General features: G+C 48.9%; 12 protein-coding genes and 1 tRNA gene. 2 read left to right on the forward strand and 11 right to left on the reverse strand.

The window, feature by feature from the left end:
• Nucleotides 1-50: 50 nt before the first annotated feature.
• The 11 genes from EJV45_RS07785 to dapF form a co-directional block, all read right to left on the reverse strand.
• Nucleotides 51-1,052 carry an LLM class flavin-dependent oxidoreductase gene (locus EJV45_RS07785; RefSeq protein ID WP_129715110.1) on the reverse strand — a complete coding sequence of 334 codons (1,002 nt, stop codon included), beginning with the start codon at nt 1,050-1,052 and terminating at the stop codon, nt 51-53.
• Nucleotides 1,053-1,115: 63 nt separating this feature from the next.
• Entirely contained in the window at nt 1,116-2,042 is a 927-nt protein-coding gene (locus tag EJV45_RS07790; RefSeq protein WP_129715111.1) for an arginase family protein, read from the reverse strand.
• Nucleotides 2,017-2,730 (reverse strand): bifunctional 2-polyprenyl-6-hydroxyphenol methylase/3-demethylubiquinol 3-O-methyltransferase UbiG, encoded by a 714-nt coding sequence (locus tag EJV45_RS07795; protein WP_129715112.1) that lies wholly within the window; start codon nt 2,728-2,730, stop codon nt 2,017-2,019. Before EJV45_RS07795 ends, EJV45_RS07790 begins: the two co-directional genes overlap by 26 nt.
• A gap of 70 nt (nt 2,731-2,800) precedes the next feature.
• Nucleotides 2,801-4,201: an MBL fold metallo-hydrolase RNA specificity domain-containing protein gene (locus tag EJV45_RS07800; protein ID WP_129715113.1), complete on the reverse strand. Its 1,401-nt coding sequence runs from the start codon at nt 4,199-4,201 to the stop codon at nt 2,801-2,803.
• Nucleotides 4,202-4,277: 76 nt separating this feature from the next.
• A complete protein-coding gene (locus EJV45_RS07805) occupies nt 4,278-4,517 on the reverse strand; it encodes a YtxH domain-containing protein (RefSeq protein WP_129715114.1) in 240 nt (79 codons plus the stop codon).
• Between the two features lie 103 nt (nt 4,518-4,620).
• Complete coding sequence (locus EJV45_RS07810) at nt 4,621-7,518, reverse strand: DEAD/DEAH box helicase (RefSeq protein ID WP_129715115.1); 2,898 nt, start codon at nt 7,516-7,518, stop codon at nt 4,621-4,623.
• A 135-nt stretch (nt 7,519-7,653) separates the two neighbouring features.
• Nucleotides 7,654-9,057: an efflux transporter outer membrane subunit gene (locus EJV45_RS07815; protein ID WP_129715116.1), complete on the reverse strand. Its 1,404-nt coding sequence runs from the start codon at nt 9,055-9,057 to the stop codon at nt 7,654-7,656.
• A gap of 10 nt (nt 9,058-9,067) precedes the next feature.
• A complete protein-coding gene (locus tag EJV45_RS07820; RefSeq protein ID WP_129715117.1) occupies nt 9,068-12,247 on the reverse strand; it encodes an efflux RND transporter permease subunit in 3,180 nt (1,059 codons plus the stop codon).
• A 22-nt stretch (nt 12,248-12,269) separates the two neighbouring features.
• Nucleotides 12,270-13,442 (reverse strand): efflux RND transporter periplasmic adaptor subunit, encoded by a 1,173-nt coding sequence (locus EJV45_RS07825; RefSeq protein WP_129715118.1) that lies wholly within the window; start codon nt 13,440-13,442, stop codon nt 12,270-12,272.
• 14 nt (nt 13,443-13,456) lie between these two features.
• Nucleotides 13,457-14,035 (reverse strand): TetR/AcrR family transcriptional regulator, encoded by a 579-nt coding sequence (locus EJV45_RS07830; protein WP_165305012.1) that lies wholly within the window; start codon nt 14,033-14,035, stop codon nt 13,457-13,459.
• 201 nt (nt 14,036-14,236) lie between these two features.
• Nucleotides 14,237-15,031 (reverse strand): diaminopimelate epimerase, encoded by a 795-nt coding sequence (gene dapF / locus EJV45_RS07835; protein ID WP_129715120.1) that lies wholly within the window; start codon nt 15,029-15,031, stop codon nt 14,237-14,239.
• Between the two features lie 155 nt (nt 15,032-15,186).
• On the opposite strand from dapF, the gene EJV45_RS07840 reads away from it, so the two are divergent.
• Both EJV45_RS07840 and EJV45_RS07845 read left to right on the forward strand, forming a co-directional pair.
• On the forward strand, nt 15,187-16,731 hold the full coding sequence (locus tag EJV45_RS07840; protein WP_205942347.1) for a trypsin-like peptidase domain-containing protein: 1,545 nt from the start codon (nt 15,187-15,189) through the stop codon (nt 16,729-16,731).
• 87 nt (nt 16,732-16,818) lie between these two features.
• A tRNA-Ser gene (locus EJV45_RS07845) sits at nt 16,819-16,909 on the forward strand.
• Nucleotides 16,910-17,831: the final 922 nt, after the last annotated feature.

Consider the following 17,831-nt stretch of genomic DNA (forward strand, 5'->3'; position numbering starts at 1 on the left):
ACTGCAACTAACAATCTGAAGTTAGGGCAATATGATGCCTCAATCCGCTACTAAAGAAACAATTTCGCTAATAATTCGTAAGACGACAGCCTGTCTTCAAAATGTTCGGTGATGGTAACGGCCATTAACTCGTCAACCTGATATGCTTCTGCCAGCTCCGTTAAACGTTCCTTTACCTCTTCAGGTGTTCCGCTCACCATGCGTTGTTTATTATAATCAATACGCTCCTGTTCGGCGGGTGTATAGACTACATCTCTGATATCATCAAAACCAAAAGAGCTTAAACCCTGACCTTTCTCAAGCTGAAGGAAGCGATGTGCCATCAGCGCCGATTGTTGTCTTACTTTCTCCTCATCCTCCGAGCAAAAAACAAACAGGGCTGCATTGGCCTGGGGCGCTGCAAGATCTGCCGAAGGCCGGAAATGTTCGCGATAATACTGGACAGCCTGAGGGCCCCCGTTCGGATTGATAAAATGTGCAAATGAAAAGCCCATACCAAAATGCGCCGCGAAAAGCGCGCTTTGGCCGCTGCTGCTTAAGATCCATTGGGCCGGAACCGTTTCTGCTACCGGAATCGCTTTGACCCTGCCATTCAGATTGCCCTGGTCAGGAATATCATGAAAAAAGTTTCCAAGATCGTTTAGCTGTGCAACGAAATCCTGCTCACTGAAATTGTTCGAAGGATTTAGCATTGACGCGGTGATGCGATCTGTTCCGGGTGCACGGCCTATACCAAGATCGATCCGGCCGGGATGCATCGTCTCCAGCAATCGGAAACTTTCTGCAACTTTTAATGCGCTATGGTTGGGCAGCATGATTCCGCCTGAACCAAGCCGGATCCTGCTCGTGTGGTTAGCCAGATGTGCGATAAGGATTTCAGGGGTAGAGCCGGCCAGGCTACCCGTATTGTGGTGTTCAGACACCCAGAACCGATGGTAACCTAACCCTTCTGTATGCTGCGCCAACAGTGTAGTTTCTTCAATTGCGCGACGGGCCGTGGCACTTTTACGCACCGGCGACTGGTCCAGTACACTAAGCTTTATCTTCTGCATATTCAAATATACAGTGACCAGACCAGCTGTCAGGTCCGGGAGCGTTTTTTGACTTTTCGTCTGTCAGAATTTGACGGTTTGCTGATCTGACACCAAACCGGCTGAATGCATGATATGGACCAGCACTTCGGCGAATGCTTTGGAATATTTTTTCTCAGGATCAAGGTCGGGATCCAGGATGGTCACCTCAATTCCCGCACAGCGCGGATCGGCAATGAGCGTTACGAGCAACTCTTCAAGCTCGTCGTAACGCAGGCCGCCTTCCTGCGGGCTGTCTACAGCCGGCATTAACAGGTTATCGAGTACATCAGCATCCAGATGAATAAAAAAACGTTGTGCCTGCTTTTCGGTTACAAAGTCGATAAATGCGGATGCGCAAACGGTGATTCCCATTTCACGTAAACCCGGCAGATCCAGGTAGGTCATTCCGGATTTCTCCATGGGTGCGAGGTACTCAGCGTCAAAGTACCTGTTGCCCACGCACCAGGTCAGGTTTTCCTGAAAGTAAGGACCCAGGCCGTTTATCGAGCTAAGAAGTGCCGGCCCATGCCCGGTTACAAGCGCAAGGTCCATGCCTGCAGCGCCGCCGGTAGCAGAAGCCTCTGGCGTTACAAAATCAGTATGGCCATCCAGAAAAAACAGGGCACAGTTCGCCAGACGCCTTAACGCCAGGGCACTTCCAATAAGTATACTGCAATCTCCGCCAATAATGAAACAGAAGGTGCCCGCTTGCAGCGGATCTGCCAGCACCGCTGCCTGCTGTAATGCATAACTGCGGATGGCCGGCGCATTTCTGATGCCTGTTGCAGGATCGAGGTCCATTGTATATGGGAGTCCGGGCAGGGTTGTAACGGCAGCCGGATGCAGGGCCTCATGCAGTCCGACTTCGCGCAGGCGTGCAGTCAGCCGTGCAACACCAGGCTCCCGGTCGGCAAGTTGCTTTAATCCGAGGTTACTCGGAAACTCAAAGATATGAAGCTTCCTTTTCATCGGTCTTCAGTGTCAGTTGAACCAGAAACTGATCCTCACCATCATCAAAAAGGATTTCACAATTCCAGCCGGCGGCATTTGCAAGTTTTTTCAGCAGGTCCTGATCCAAATAAAGCCAGTTAAACCAGCTGCCTTTTTCGCCTTTGTATGTGTACTGGTAGGAAATTTCCCCATAGTACGCCGAAGCCGGCATATCCAGGTCATCGTAAAGATAGCGGATATCGGAAGAGTCAAAAATTACTTGTCCGCCAGGAGCAAGCAAAGCAGGTATATGACGGAGAAAATCGTTGAAACCGTTAACAGTACCACAGAGGCCAATGCCATTCATGAGCAGCAGCAGGGTATCGAACTTCCTACCCTTATACCGGAAGACATCCCCCTGAAGGGCTTTTTTCACTTTACGTTTCTTCATGACCTCCACACATCCTTCAGATACATCAATGGCTGTCACATCTTTTCCGTCGCGCTGCAGCGCAAGCGCATGACTACCTGCGCCTGCGCCGATATCAAGAATGCTGCCGCGACACATGCGCATAGCAATCAGCTCAAGCTGCGGCATTTCGTTCTTCTTCCGAAAGAAAACATCAACGGGCATTTCTTCCGGTTCGCCGTAAGAGTTATTCAACCACAAGGTTTCCGCATGGCCTGTTGTATAAAAATCGAGAAGGGCTTTACCGTAAACGTCCATGCTGTAAAGATGAGGATTGTTTATGGAAAATAACGCGTGCACCGGCGTACGCACGGCGCGGCGCTAAAAACTATGAACCGGCCTGGAGCTCGAAGCGTTCGTGGTACTCCGGAATAGTAATATGTTTAAACCCTTTGTCGCGCAGGCGCTGGGCAAAATTTTGCTGCACATCGTATTCCCCGTGTACCAGAAACAGCTGCCTCACCTTTTCGGGTTCCTGGCAGGCGAGGAAGTGAAGCAGATCTTCATAATCGCCATGGGCGCTCATCGATTTGATAGCACCTACTTCTGCCTGGACCTGAAAATGTTCGCCAAAAATGTCGACTTCCTTTTCGCCGGCTATGAGGCGGCCACCCAGCGATGTAGGCTCGCAATAGCCCACAAGCAAAATGGTGTTTTTTCTGTTGCTGATGCAATTTCTGATATGGTGTTTAACCCTTCCGGCTTCAGCCATACCAGAGGCAGAGATTACAACACATGGTCTCGGGTCTGCGGTCAGCGCCTTTGATTCTTCAACACGTTCGATAAATTTCAGCCCCTTGAAAGAGAACGGATCGTCGTCGCGCTTCATGACCTCTTTCACGCCGTTGTTGTAAACTTCAGGATGATCTTTAAGCACTTCTGTTGCCTGAAGCGACAGCGGACTATCTACGAAGTATGGAACATCGGGAAGTTTACCCTTCAGTTCCAGCCCGTTCAGCGCATACAGTACCTCCTGTGTACGGCCTACGCTGAAAGCAGGTATGATCAGTTTGCCTTTCTTGACCTCGCAGGTTTGCCTGATGTATTCCAGCAATGCGTTTTCAATCGGCTCGAGGTCTTTATGCAGACTGTCACCATATGTCGATTCCATGATGATGTAATCGGCCTGTGAAAATTGCTGCGGGCTCTTCAACAGAAGATCGCCATAGCGGCCAACATCGCCGCTGAACGACAGGCGCGTCGTCTTTCCGTCTTCGTTAATCGATAAGTGCACGGCGGCGCTTCCAACCACATGGCCAACATCCGTAAACCGCAGCGAGATGGAATCATTGATTTTAAAATCTGTATTGTAATCAACAATCTTGAAGAGCGACATCGTTTTATTCACGTCTTCTTCGGTATATAGTGGTTCCTCCTGCTGCTTACTTTTCCGGTTATGGTATTCAGCGTCCTGCTCCTGGATCCGTGCAGAATCAAGCAGAAGGATTCTGCACAATGCCATAGTGGGGGCGGTGGCGAATATCCGGCCATCAAAACCTTCTGAAACCAGTCGCGGCAGAAGGCCGCAATGGTCAATGTGCGCATGGCTAAGTACAACATAATCTACCCGCGCGGGGTTAAAGCCAAAGTAGCCATTCAATTTGTCGGTTACCTGGCCCATGCCCTGGAACATTCCGCAATCGAGCAGAACCGACGTTCCGTCGTTAAGTTCGAGCAGGTGTTTGCTGCCCGTAACGGTGCGGGCAGCACCATGAAAAGTTAGATGCATATATGGTTAAATAGGTGGCAAAGAAAAAGAGAAACCTGGATGGATTTCTCTTTTTCTGAAGTTGATCAGTGTTTTTTTAAGCTTTCAGATCGCTGTATTTATCTTTTGCTTTGTCGGCAACATCACTTGCAGCAGATGTAACTTTGTCTGCAAGGTGTGAGATTTTATCTTTTGAAGAATCAAAAAGGTCGCAGAACCAGTCGCTTACCTTTGATGTTATATTATCATTCTTACTTGTTGTGATCAACAGTGCGGCCACTGCACCCAGAGCGGCTCCGGCCAGTACGCCAGTAAGTATTTTTGTTTCCTTTGTCATAACCAAATATTTTAGAATTCCTTATTTAGCAAACAACATTGTCTTCAAAAGGTTCTGGGCATCTTCTTTTTTTAAGTTTCAGCAGCATACTCCGGCTCAATGCCTAACTTAGAATTTCGCGGATATCGTCTTTTGTGAGCGATTTGATAAAGCTTTCTTCTGTGGTGATCAGGGCACTGGCCAGCGACTTCTTTCTTTGCTGCAGGGCAAGGATCTTTTCCTCTACCGTGTCTTTCGCAATGAACTTGTAAATGAACACTTTCTTTTCCTGCCCGATGCGGTGCGTACGATCAATTGCCTGCTGTTCAACCGCGGGGTTCCACCAGGGATCGAGAATAAATACATAATCGGCCTGAGTCAGGTTAAGTCCTACGCCACCGGCCTTTAAAGAGATCAGGAAAACCTTGAGCTGCTTGTTTTCCTGAAAGGCCGAGACCACCTCACCACGGTTGCGTGTACCCCCGTCCAGGTAAGCAAATGGGATCTGTTCTTTTTCGAAGTACCTCCTGAATATGTCCAGGTGTTTTACAAACTGAGAAAACACCAGCACCTTATGGCCACCTTTCAAGACATTATCAAGGGTATGGATTACGTTTTCAAATTTACCTGAGTCGGCGGTATACCCGGCATCAATCATAAGCGGGTGATTGGCCAATTGCCTCAGCGCGGTCAGTCCCTGCAGCAACTGCACCTGTTTTTGTGCAAAAGTACCATTGTCCATACTTTCAAGCAGGTCATTCCGGTACGCAGACTTTGTCTTTTCGTAATAGGCTGCCTGATCCTCACTCATATCGCAATAAAAAACCTGTTCGGTTTTTGGCGGCAGTTCTGCTGCAACCTGTTCTTTGGTTCTTCTGAGCACGAAAGGTTTAATAATGCTCTGAAGTTTCCTTGCCTTCTCCTCATCCTTCTTTTTTTCGATTGCCTGAACATACTCTTCATAAAAGAAAGCCTGCGAACCGAGCAGTCCCGGATTCAGGAAGGTAAGCTGGGGCCACAGATCGCCGACAGAATTTTCTACGGGCGTTCCGCTTAGAATAAGCCTGTATTTTGACTTTAGTGCCCTTACCGACTTAAAAGATTTCGATCCCGGGTTTTTTATATTCTGGCTTTCGTCAAGGATTACGTAGTTGAAGTAAAAGTTTTCGAGCAAGCCGATATCAATACGGGTTACCCCATAGGTTGTAATGATCAGGTCGTGTTTAGCAAACAGCGAGAGGTCTTTTGACCGGTTTGTTCCCGTATGCGCCAGAATCTTCAGCTTCGGGGTGAATTTTTTTGCCTCGTTCGTCCAGTTGTGGATCAGTGAGGTTGGCATAATGATGAGTGAAGGGTGGTGGCTGTTATTCTGCTCATTCTCTTCCTTTACCTTCTGCAGCATGGCCAGTGTCTGAACGGTTTTACCCAGACCCATGTCGTCGGCCAGGCACCCGCCAAAGTTGTACTCACGCAGAAAACCGAACCAGTTGTACCCGGCTTTCTGGTAACTGCGCAGATCACCCTTAAAGTGAACAGGCAAATGGGTGTCGTCAATTTGCTCAAAGTCGTTCAGTCTTTGAAGCTTCCGCTGAAGGGTCACATTTGTAATACTGTCTTCCGCCAGATCATTCACCAGGCCGATGTGGTGTTTCTTCAGCTTAAGGCCTTTGCCCGATTCTGCCAGACTGAAAAGTGTACCATACTGTGCAAACCATTTGTCAGGTATAATCGCAACTTCCCCGTCTGGAAGGGTAAATTCCCGCCGTTTATGCAAGATATGCTGCTTTAGTTCTATAAATGGGATCTGATATTTCCCAAAGTAGACGATCGCATAAATATCGAACCAGTCATTGCCCTCTTTCACTTCGAGGTCAATCTTATTGGCACCGATTACAAATCGCTTCTGCCCGGTCTGCTGCTCAATTTCAAAGCCCTCGCTCTCCAACTGCTCAATGTGCTCATTGATCCAGTTCAGCACAGCATAACTTTGGTTGGCATCATCAGAGAGCCCCGACACTTCGAGGTTACTGAACAATGCACTCGTTTTTTTCAAGCCCAGCCCGGTCAGAAATGCAAACTTTTGTTTTTCCCAGTCAAGCGACCTTTTTACGCGGTGAAAAATATAATTATCATCGTCTTTTTCCAGGCGTACGGTCACTTTACGGTCGTTACCCATGGCAAAAAGATAATCGCCATAACGGAAATATACCTGGATCTGGGAGATGCCTCCATCAACATAGATAACTTTGAGGATAGGGCGCGCATCATATTTCTCGGTCCGGATCTCAAAGCCCTCGGCGTATACATTATATTTTTCAATGAGCGGACCGACGAACTTTTCGAAATATGTTTTTTCTGTAGCTTTCGGAATCGCGATATAACGTTTCGCCAGGAAAGGCTGGAGTTTCTTTCCTTCAATTCCCTGTTCAAAATAATACAGTACATCATCCAGCAGCAGCCATGCGGGCTGGTTGCTAACCACCTGCGCATCTTTGAACATAAACTCGATCCGCTGCCCCTGGTATTTAATTGTCGGAAAATAACGGGTTTCCGTTTCGTTACGTCTGAAATGGAAAAGTACGGAGGCTGCTTCTGCCGCCAGGCTGATCTTTCTTTCTACCGGCCAGCCATCCTTGCCCATCAGGTAAAGGCTGTCTTTAGTTTTCAGGATTTCGAGTGCCTCGGCAAGTTTTTTTTCAATCTTCGGACGCACATTTTCATAAAAGGCTTCGTCAAATATTTTTGTGAAAAATTCGCTGGAACGAACGCTCTTTTTGTGGTATTTTTTAATCAGATAGTCCTGCTCAATCTCATCCAGAATTTTGATGAGTTTCATGTCTGTCGCATCGAGATCACAATCGTAATCTTTGGCGGTATGTGTAAATACCCGCTGATAACTCAAAGAAAAGTCACCCTGCGGATTCAGTTGAACGATATGAGGCTCGATCAGGTATCCGAGGAACTCGTGTTTACAGAGCGCGTAAACCATCCGGCAGGGTTTTTCAGTATCGGCAAGTAACATGGTAGATTAGGTAAATGTTGCGGCGCTATGCGCTGCGGAAACCTTCAAACATACACCAAATTGAACGAACAATCAAAAAATAACCCGCAGCTCTTAAAAAAACTGCGGGTTGTTCCGTTTGGTGATTTGCCTGGCTTATTGCCAGCCTCCGCCAAGGGCGCGATAGAGGTTCACGACAGCCTGCAATTTCTGCAGCTGGTCATTAACCCCGGCAAGCTGTGCGGCAAGTAAGGCCTGTTCTGAGGTCAATACATCGGTATAATTTGTTGCCGAACTGTAGCGCAACAATTCTTTTGTATACTCGACTGCTTTGGTTAATGATGCGATCTGCCGGCTGCGGCTCTGCTGTTTATCGCTGGCCGCCTGGTAAGCATATAGGTAGTTTGACACCTCGTTACCCGCATTCAGCAATGATTGCTGGAAGTCGTTGTAAGCAATCTGCTGGTTGGCCTGAGCTGTACGCAATCTTGCCTTGTTTAACCCCCTGTTGAAGATCGGCTGGGTAAGTCCGCCGACAATATTATAAAATATAGACTGCGAAAAAAAGTTCTGCAGCTGCAGGGAGGAGAGCCCGCCGCCGGCAGTCAGTGTCAGAGAGGGGTAGAAGAATGTGCGCGCCACGTTCGTATTTTCAAACGACGCACGGAAAGCAAATTCTGCCTGCTGCACATCCGGGCGGTTTTTCAGCAACTGGCTCGAAACACCGGTCTCCAGGTTGGTAAGCGGCACCTGGCTTTCCAATTTACCCCGCACAATTGTTCCGGGAGCGCGGGCCAGCAGAATGCTCAGTGCATTTTCGGTTTCGCGGATGCCTTGCTTCAGATCTGGTACGGTAACTTCTGCTGCATACCGGTTCGCTTCGCTTTGCACCACGGCTGCACCATTTACTACAGCTCCTTCTTTGAGCGATCGCATGGTTTCAACATCCTGGATGCGGATACGTATTGTTTCTTCGGTAATGGCCAGCTGTTTGTCAAGCGCCAGAAGCGCATAATAATTGTTGGCAATTGCGCTTACAAGCTGGGTCTGTATAGCACGCTTCGCTGCTTCTGTCTGCAACAGGGTAGCCAGTGCGGCACGCCGTCCGCTGCTCAGTTTACCCCATATATCAGCCTCCCAGGACGTACTCAACTGCGCCCGGTAGGTTTGCGTTTCCAGGTTAATGTTGATACCCGGCGGGAAGTTCAGCGCTGCGCGCGATTGTTTGTTATCTGTTACTGAGACATCTGCATTCAGGCTGGGCAGAAACGCAGCGCGGCTTTGCCGTAACGCAGCATCGGCAGATTTGATCCGCTCGAGGGCCGAACGCAGGTCAAGGTTTTTTTCGAGGCCTTCGCGAACAAGCGTTTGCAGTACCGGATCGGTAAACAGGCTGTCCCAGCGCATCAGACCGATCGAGTTGGTATCGGTCGACTGCACGTCGCGGTACAATCCCTGATCTGGCACAACAGGCCGCTCATATTGTTTGGTTACCCGGCAGGCCGCGGCACCCAGCAACAGGAGCATAAATAATAGTGTATGTTTTTTGAACTTTGTCATGTTGTTTTTCCTAGTGGTGGTCATTGCCTGAAGGTTTTTCGCCGGCTTCTTCCAAACGGGCGGCTTCAGCATCTGCTTCGAAGGGTGATTTGTTACTCACTTTTTCCTGCAGCATCTGGAATATGATGAACAGGGCCGGAATTACAAAAATCCCGAAGATGGTACCGAAAAGCATACCGCCTACCGCACCGGTACCAATAGAGGAGTTACCCGCGGCGCCAACGCCGCGCGAAAGCATAAGCGGAAGCAGTCCAAGAATAAAGGCAAACGATGTCATGAGGATCGGGCGTAAACGGGCTGTTGCACCGTCTATTGCAGCCTCAACAATGCCCATCCCTTTGCGCCGGCGGTCGAGCGCATACTCTACAATCAGGATCGCATTTTTGGCAAGCAGCCCCACAAGCATAATCAGCGTGATCTGCGTATAAATGTTATTGTCAATTCCGAAGATTTTATCAAAGATAAAGGTACCGGTGAGACCGACCGGTAAGGAGATCAGAACGGCAAGCGGCAGCATATAACTTTCATACTGGGCTGCCAGCAGGAAATAAACAAAGACCACACAAAGCATAAAGATAAAGACCGTCTGACTTCCGGCATACTGCTCCTCCCTCGACAGGCCGGAAAACTCATAGCCGTAGCCAGCAGGCAGTTTCTGAGCCGCAACTTCCTGAACGGCGGCAAGCGCATCGCCAGAGCTGAAGCCCGGCTTGGGGTTACCGGTTACCTGGATCGATGTATACAGGTTAAACCGGGAAATGGTCTGCGGACCATACACTTTACTCAGGCTGATAAACTCTGTGATCGGTGCCATTGTACCGGCTTTTGTGCGAACAGAAATGTTATTCAGACTTTCCTGGTTTGTCCGGTATTTGAAATCGGCCTGGTATACCACGCGGTATTGCTTACCGAACTTGTTAAAGTTCGATGCATAAACCCCGCCATAATAACCCTGCAGCACGCCAAGCACATCATTTACGCTAAGCCCGGCCTGCTTGATTTTGGCCACATTAGCCGTAACGAGGAACTGCGGAAAGTTTACGTTGAAGGAGGTTGATGCGTACTGGATCTCCGGGCGTTTATTTAGCTCGGCCAGAAATTCATTGGCTGTATTGCTGAATTTGGCGATATCTCCGCCGGTGCGGTCCTGCAGCTGAAATTCAAAACCGCCGCTGGTACCGAAACCCTGTATGGTTGGCGGTGCAAAAAAGATAACACGTGCCTCCTTGATACTTGCGGTTTTTGCAAACAGGTCTGCAATAATTGCTTTAACGTCACGGTCGCGCTCTTTCCATGGCTGCAACCGGGTAATCACCATACCATAAGCGCTTCCGCTTCCGCTGATCATGGCCCGGCCTACAACACGCAGCGTACTGTTTACTTCCGGTACCGTACGCACGAGGCTGTCGATCTTTCTTACAACTTCGTCTGTGCGCTCTTTTGAAGAAGAAGGCGGAAGCGAGATGTCAGACATGATCGTTCCTAAATCTTCATTGGGTACAAATCCTTTTGGTGTGGTGTTCATGGTCCATACCAGAACGGCGGTAAAGCCGACAATGATCAAGCCTGCAATCCATTTTTTCTCCGCCAGAAAAGAAACCGCACCCTTGTACCGATTCGTCATCCGGTCGAAAGAGGTATTGAATGCAGTATAAAAACGCTGCATAAAATTTTTCTTACGCCCATGGTCATCTGAATGCGGTTTCAGGAACAGCGCACAAAGCGCCGGACTCAGCGTTAAAGCATTGATGGCGGAGAGGATGATCGAAATGGCAAGCGTCAGGCCGAACTGTTTGTAGAATACCCCCGATGATCCCTGGATAAAACTAACCGGCACAAACACCGCAGCCATCACAAGGGTAATGGAAATAATAGCTCCGGTGATGTCTTCCATCGCGTCGACCGTTGCTTTGCGTGCCGATTTATAACCCTGGTCCAGTTTCGCATGGACCGCCTCGACCACAACGATCGCATCATCGACCACGATACCAATGGCCAGAACAAGCGCAAACAGCGTTAGCAGGTTGATCGTAAAGCCGAAGAGATTCAGGAAGAAGAAAGTACCTATAATTGCTACCGGCACAGAGATGGCCGGGATAAGCGTTGAACGGAAATCCTGCAGGAAAATAAACACAACCAGAAACACGAGGATAAACGCCTCGATCAGTGTATGGATCACTTTGTCAATAGACGCATCTAGAAAGTCATTTACGTTAACAAGCGGCATATAATGAATGCCCTTCGGGAAGTTGGCTGACGCATTTTCAAGCACCTGCAATGAGCCCTCGATTACTTCTTTCGCGTTTGAACCGGCTGTCTGGTTGATGGCGATACCCAGACCCTGCTTTCCGTTTACCCGCACCGTACTGGCATAACTCTGGGCGCCCATCTCGATCCGGGCCACGTCTTTCAGGCGCAGCACTTCGCCGTTTTCGCTGGCGCGGATGATCATGTCGCCAAATTCGGTCTCGCTTTTCAGCCTGCCTGTGTATTTTAAGGTATATTCGAACGACTGGTTACCCTCTTCGCCAAACTGACCCGGCGCGGCTTCAATATTCTGTTCAGCCAGCGCAGTGCTGATATCGGCAGGAATCAGGCCGTAAGCAGTCATTACATCCGGCTTCAGCCATAAACGCATGGTATAGTCTGAGCGGCCGAATGCGCTCGCATCACCCACACCGTTAATCCGCTTGATCTGCGGAACCAGGTTAATCTCTGCATAGTTCTGCAGAAACTTCTGGTCGTACGATGGATTATCGCTGTAAAGCGCAAATATCAATACGTTACTTGGCTGCCGTTTTGAGGTGATTACACCGGCACGCGTTACTTCCTGCGGTAGCAGACTTGTTGCACGCGATACGCGGTTTTGAACGTTTACGGCCGCCAGGTCCGGATTGGTACCCAGTTTAAATGTGATCGAAATGGCGGCGGTGCCGTCGTTGCCGGCAGTAGATGTCATGTAGGCCATGTCTTCCACACCGTTTATCTGCTCCTCGAGCGGAACAACAACACTGTTCATGACCACGTCGGCGTTGGCCCCCTGGTAAGAAGCCTGAACCTGCACCGTTGGCGGCGCTATTTCAGGGTATTGCGAAACCGGCAAGGTAGCCAGGCCGAGCACCCCCAGTATCACAATGAGAATGGAGATAACCGTTGACAGTACCGGTCTTTCTATAAATTTTTTAAACATGATTTTCTGCTTGGGTTAACAGTTATTTTTTAAGTTCGGCAAAGACGCTGTCGGCAGCTCTTTCTTCCGCCTTGATCTTTGTGCCGTCTTTCAGACCGGAAAAACCTTCCAGTACAATTTTGTCACCGGCTTTCAGACCCTTGGTAACCACATAAAAATTTCCTTTTGTGTTGTCCATGATTTCGATCTCAGTAGATTTTACCGCGCCAGAACCGTCAACTACGTATGCGAACTTCTTACCCTGAATGTCTGATGTAGACTTCTGAGGGATCAGGATAGCTGATTCGATGTGTTTTGGAATCCGTACCAGTGCGCTGGCGCCGCTTCTCAGCAAAACAGAGGGGTTTGGGAATGTAGCGCGCATACTTGCAGATCCTGTCTGGGTATTGATCTGGCCGCTCACTGTCTCGATGCGCCCGTTTTGCGCATAGATGGTGCCGTCTGACAGGATAAGTGAGACGGATGGAATCTGACGAATCTTATCTGTGAGCGTGGCGCCTTTATAGTCCCTCGAAAAATCAAGAATTTGTTTTTCATTCAGCGAGAAATACGCGTACACTTTGGCAATGTTCGAAATTGTGGTTAACGGCTCGGCACTCTGGCTGCTTACCAGCGCACCCGTTTTGTAAGGAATGCGGCCAATTACACCATTTACAGGAGCTACAACGCGGGTATATCCCAGGTTTACACGGGCGTTGGCGAGCGAAGCGCGCGCCTGCGATAGTGCAGCCTGTTTGATCTTCAGGTTGTATTCGGCAGACTCAAGATCGAAACGGCTGATGATGTCTTTTTCAACCAGTGGCTTGGTTTTGTTGTATTGAAGACGCGCGGCATTAACTTCTGCCTCGGCACTGTTTATCGCCGCCTGGGCGGTACGGACTTCCTGTGCATACTGCGGTGCATTGATGGAAAAAAGCGGCTGACCTTGTTTCACGGTAGCACCTTCATCAACAAATATTTTCTCTATAAAGCCGTCAATTTTAGGGCGAATGTCTACGTTTTGCTGTCCTTCAAGCGTGGCAGGATAGTCGGTTTCAAGGGTGGTGCTCCGTTCGGTAAGCGTTACGACAGGGTAAGTCTGCGGCTGATCTGCAGCTGCGGCCTGTGCCGCCTTGTCGTCTTTTTTGCCGCCGCATGAAGCCAGCAACAGCGCTGAGCAGCTCAGCGTAAAAATAAACGTGCGTATTGTTCTCATGGTCATTATGTGCTCTATATAAAAATTGATTGAAGGATGATATCTTTTCGTTCGTCGATGAAATTTTCGTAGCGGGTATGGCTCAGATTAAACAGCTGCTGGTAAAGCGGTGACATGATAATCGGGTAAGACAGCATGGAAAACAGGTTAACCAGAAAGTGCATAGGGTCCATGGTTCTTATGGTTCCCTTTTTCATTTCTGCTGCAATTTCATCGAGGAAGCTGATCAGCTTTGCGCTTTTCTTTTTGTTTTTCAGTACAAAGTCCTTATGGTTGATTTCTGAAATCAGGAAGGCTTCCTTAAAGGGATACTTGCGCATGTCGCGGAGGTAGACATCAATAAAACGTTCCACTTTTTCCCTGAACGGAAGGTCGGCATCAAGTGCTTCATCCAGCTGGCTTCTTTTGCTTTGTACAGCTTCGTTGTAGACCTGCTCGAACAATAGATCGCGGGAGCGGAAATAATAGTTCAGCAACGAGCGGTTCACACCGGCTGCATCTGCAATGTCCTGGGTAGTTGCATGCAGGTTTCCCTGTTTAAAAAAGATGTCTTTTGCTGTTTCCTTGATCAGCTCTTCGGTCGCTTTTTCCATCCTGTTTTTTTGTCGGGAGCGTTTAACAATTTTGTTAAGCGACAAAAGTAGGCCCATTCGGATGTTCGCTCTGTCAGAGAATCATCATTTAATCAAACGATTGATTTATGTTAGTGTATTTGTTACACTTTGTCGGAGTCTTCGTGAACAGAACCGTGGGAATACCGGTTCGCGAAGCATTGGCACCGACTGCTGCGGGGATCAGATACTGCCCTGGAAAACAAGTTTTGCGGGTCCGCAGAGAAAAATATTGGTAAAGCTTTCGCCGTTGTAGTCAAATTCAATACGAAGGTTGCCGCCAAGCACACGGATTGGTGTAATGATGTGCCCCTGCTTGTTTTTCGCCGCAGCATCTGCCAGCGCTACGGCAGTTACACCTGTTCCGCAGGCAAACGTTTCAGCTTCCACACCCCGTTCGAACGTGCGAACAAACAAATGGTCGCCCAGGTCTTCTACAAAATTCACATTGATACCGTCGGTACGGTAGGTGTCGTTATTACGAATAGCTCTGCCTTCGCTAAAAACATCATATGCTTCGAGACCTGTTACCGGCAATACATAATGCGGCGAACCTGTATTAAGGACCCAGGCCTCTCCGTCCCGGTTTAACAGGTTTACGTCAACCATTTGTAACTCTACCCAGTCGCCTTCAGATGAAATTTTGGCATAATGCGGACCATCAACTGCCAAAAAGTTAGTTTCCAGGTCAATTAGTCGCAAATGTTTGGCGAAGGCCACGATACAGCGCCCGCCATTGCCGCACATGCTTCCCGGCTTGCCATCGGCGTTGTAATACAACATTTCGAAATCGTAATCAGTGTGATTTTGCAGGAGCATGAGTCCGTCGCCACCAATACCGAACCGGCGGTCGCAAAGGCGCGAAACTGCCTCATAGTCATCAGAATTGAAGGCTGCGTTCCGGTTATCGACCAGGATGAAGTCATTTCCGGCGCCCTGGTATTTATAAAAATTGAGTGGCTGAGATTCGATTTGCATATTTTAAATGGTGCGGGTCAAACGAAACTAAAGAGCGGCGCTAAGTGTTTCATTTAACATAATTTAACAGAAAAATCCAGTTCCCTGTGATACAAATATCGTTGATATGGTGCTAAATTTGATCATCACATCGCAAAAAGAAAATTAGGAGCTATATGAAAAAGATAATGAGTTATGCTGTTCTTGCCGCATTTATAGGTGGTGCGGCGGCGATAGGAGGCTACAAACTCCTTGAGCATAAAACAGAAAATGCATCTTTAGAAGAGAAACAAAAAGTTTACTTCGCAAATAATCCGCTAAAAATATCATCGGCCGGTGCAGAAGACTTTGTGCAGGCAGCCGCCGCAGTGTCGCCGGCAGTTGTGCACATTAAAACAACGTATGGTACAAGCAACCGGCAGTCGCGCAGCAGTTCACCATTTGATATGTTCGACGACTTTTTTGGCGGCGGCGGCGGCAGACGGATGCAGCGCGCACCCAGGGCAGCATCGGGCTCGGGCGTTATCTTGTCTGAAGACGGGTATATCGTAACGAATAATCACGTTGTCGACAATGCTGAAAAGATCGACGTGATCCTGACAGACAAACGCCGCATGACAGCAAAGGTTGTAGGTAAAGACCCGAACACAGACCTGGCGCTGTTGAAGATCGAAGCCAAAGGTTTGCCGGTGGTAAAAATGGGCAATTCTGATAATGTACAGGTAGGTGAATGGGTGCTGGCAGTCGGTTATCCGCTTGATCTGCAAACCACGGTTACTGCCGGTATTGTAAGTGCAAAGGCGCGTCAGATCGGTATTCTTGCTCAGGATCAGCAGCAGCCGCTTACAGAAGAAGAATATGAAGAATACATGCGTTCGGGTAAAGTTCCTGAGCGTGCAGCAAACCAAAGCATTGAATCATTTATCCAGACCGATGCGGCTATTAACCCGGGTAACAGCGGCGGGGCGCTTGTCAATGCCAACGGTGAATTAGTTGGTATTAACTCGGCTATCGCCTCTCAGTCAGGCCGCAATGAAGGTTATGGTTTTGCGATTCCTGTAAACCTGGCTAAAAAAATCCTTGACGACTTTATGCGTTTCGGCACTGTAAAACGTGGTTATGTAGGTGTAAGCTTCCGCGCACTCGACGCAGAGGCGGCCGAGCAGCTGAACATCAAGGACCTTAACGGACTATACGTAAACGAGGTTGTACCAAATGGTGGTGCGGCAGCCGCAGGCATTCAGAAAGGCGATATCATCAAAAAAGTTGATGGCAAGATCGTTTCAGACGCACCTGATTTGCAGGAAAAAATTGGCCGGATGAATCCGGGCGACCGTGTGAAACTAACTGTACTTCGCAGCGGACAGCTGAGAGATTTCAATGTAACGCTGAAAGGCGAGAGTGTAAACAAGCTCGCGTCTAACGCGAACAGTGGTTCAAAAGCTGCGGTGAGTGCGGGAGCAAGCTTTGCACCTGCAAGCGCCGAGCAGAAAGCACGGTACAATGTGAAGAACGGTGTGGTGGTAACCAGCGTACAGGAAGGCAAAGCGTTTGACATGTATGGCATTCCGCAGGGATTGCTGATCACATCGGTAAACGGCATTCCGGTAAACAGCGCTGCTGATGTTGAAAAAGCATTGCCACAGACCAGGAACAATATGGTGAACATTACGGGAGTAAGCGCGAATGGCACCATCAGCTATAACTATCAGGCCAAATAGTCTGACGGTAATTATATGTAAAAGCTCACCGGATTCGGTGGGCTTTTTTTTTACGTCGAAAAAATCATAGTTTTGTGGCCCACAAAAGGAGAGGTGTCCGAGTGGTTGAAGGAGCACGCCTGGAAAGTGTGTATACCTCTAAAGGGTATCGAGGGTTCGAATCCCTCTCTCTCCGCCAAAGAAATGAAGCCCCGCTGAAAGCGGGGTTTTTGTTTCTTCAGGCATTGCGAAGCGGAGCTTCGGCATAAGCAGGAAAAAACAAAAACCGGCGAGCGCAGCGAGGCGGGGGCTTCATTTCTTTGTAGCCACCCCCCTCCGGGATCACCGCAGCGAAACCTGCAGCGCAGTGGAAGGTTGAGCGAAGGTAATCCCGGATCACCGCAGCCAAACCTTTAGCGAAGCGGAAGGTTGAGCGAAGGTAATTCTGGATCAAAGAGAAAAGAACAAGGAGAAAAGACCGTTGCCGGGATCACCGCAGCGAAACCTGCAGCGCAGTGGAAGGTTGAGCGAAGGTAATCCCGGATTACCGCAGCCAAACCTTTAGCGAAGCGGAAGGTTGAGCGAAGGTAATTCTGGATCAAAGAGAAAAGAACAAGGAGAAAAGACCGTTGCCCGGATCACCGCAGCCAAACCTTTAGCGAAGCGGAAGGTTGAGCGAAGGTAATCCGGATCAAAGACAAAAGAACAAGGAGGAAAGACCTTGCCCCCCCTCCGGGATCACCGCAGCGAAACCTGCAGCGCCGTGGAAGGTTGAGCGAAGGTAATCCGGATCAAAGACAAAAGAACAAGGAGGAAAGACCTTGCCCCCCTCCGGGATCACCGCAGCGAAACCTGCAGCGCAGTGGAAGGTTGAGCGAAGGTAATCCCGGATCACCGCAGCCAAACCTTTAGCGAAGCGGAAGGTTGAGCAAGGTAATCCGGATCAAAGACAAAAGAACAAGGAGGAAAGACCTTGCCCTGTACATCCCTGAATAAGGTTGACCGTTTTAGTGATTCTTTTGATTGTTAAAAATAGTTAAGACAGGCCTGTTTTCCAAGCTTAATAATTCCCATCTTTCCTGAAAGCGAACTGGGCTTATCATCCCTAGACTGCGGTGCGG

Origin of the sequence: Pedobacter sp. SYP-B3415 (assembly GCF_004138205.1) — a bacterium.
Classification (GTDB): Bacteria; Bacteroidota; Bacteroidia; order Sphingobacteriales; family Sphingobacteriaceae; genus Pedobacter.

Excerpts from the sequence above, each read along its gene's own strand:
- EJV45_RS07785 (WP_129715110.1), bottom strand. The coding sequence starts at position 1,052 with ATGCAGAAGATAAAGCTTAGTGTACTGGACCAGTCGCCGGTGCGTAAA.
- EJV45_RS07790 (WP_129715111.1), bottom strand. The coding sequence starts at position 2,042 with ATGAAAAGGAAGCTTCATATCTTTGAGTTTCCGAGTAACCTCGGATTA.
- EJV45_RS07795 (WP_129715112.1), bottom strand. The coding sequence starts at position 2,730 with ATGGACGTTTACGGTAAAGCCCTTCTCGATTTTTATACAACAGGCCAT.
- EJV45_RS07800 (WP_129715113.1), bottom strand. The coding sequence starts at position 4,201 with ATGCATCTAACTTTTCATGGTGCTGCCCGCACCGTTACGGGCAGCAAA.
- EJV45_RS07805 (WP_129715114.1), bottom strand. The coding sequence starts at position 4,517 with ATGACAAAGGAAACAAAAATACTTACTGGCGTACTGGCCGGAGCCGCT.
- EJV45_RS07810 (WP_129715115.1), bottom strand. The coding sequence starts at position 7,518 with ATGTTACTTGCCGATACTGAAAAACCCTGCCGGATGGTTTACGCGCTC.
- EJV45_RS07815 (WP_129715116.1), bottom strand. The coding sequence starts at position 9,057 with ATGACAAAGTTCAAAAAACATACACTATTATTTATGCTCCTGTTGCTG.
- EJV45_RS07820 (WP_129715117.1), bottom strand. The coding sequence starts at position 12,247 with ATGTTTAAAAAATTTATAGAAAGACCGGTACTGTCAACGGTTATCTCC.
- EJV45_RS07825 (WP_129715118.1), bottom strand. The coding sequence starts at position 13,442 with ATGAGAACAATACGCACGTTTATTTTTACGCTGAGCTGCTCAGCGCTG.
- EJV45_RS07830 (WP_165305012.1), bottom strand. The coding sequence starts at position 14,035 with ATGGAAAAAGCGACCGAAGAGCTGATCAAGGAAACAGCAAAAGACATC.
- dapF (WP_129715120.1), bottom strand. The coding sequence starts at position 15,031 with ATGCAAATCGAATCTCAGCCACTCAATTTTTATAAATACCAGGGCGCC.
- EJV45_RS07840 (WP_205942347.1), top strand. The coding sequence starts at position 15,187 with ATGAAAAAGATAATGAGTTATGCTGTTCTTGCCGCATTTATAGGTGGT.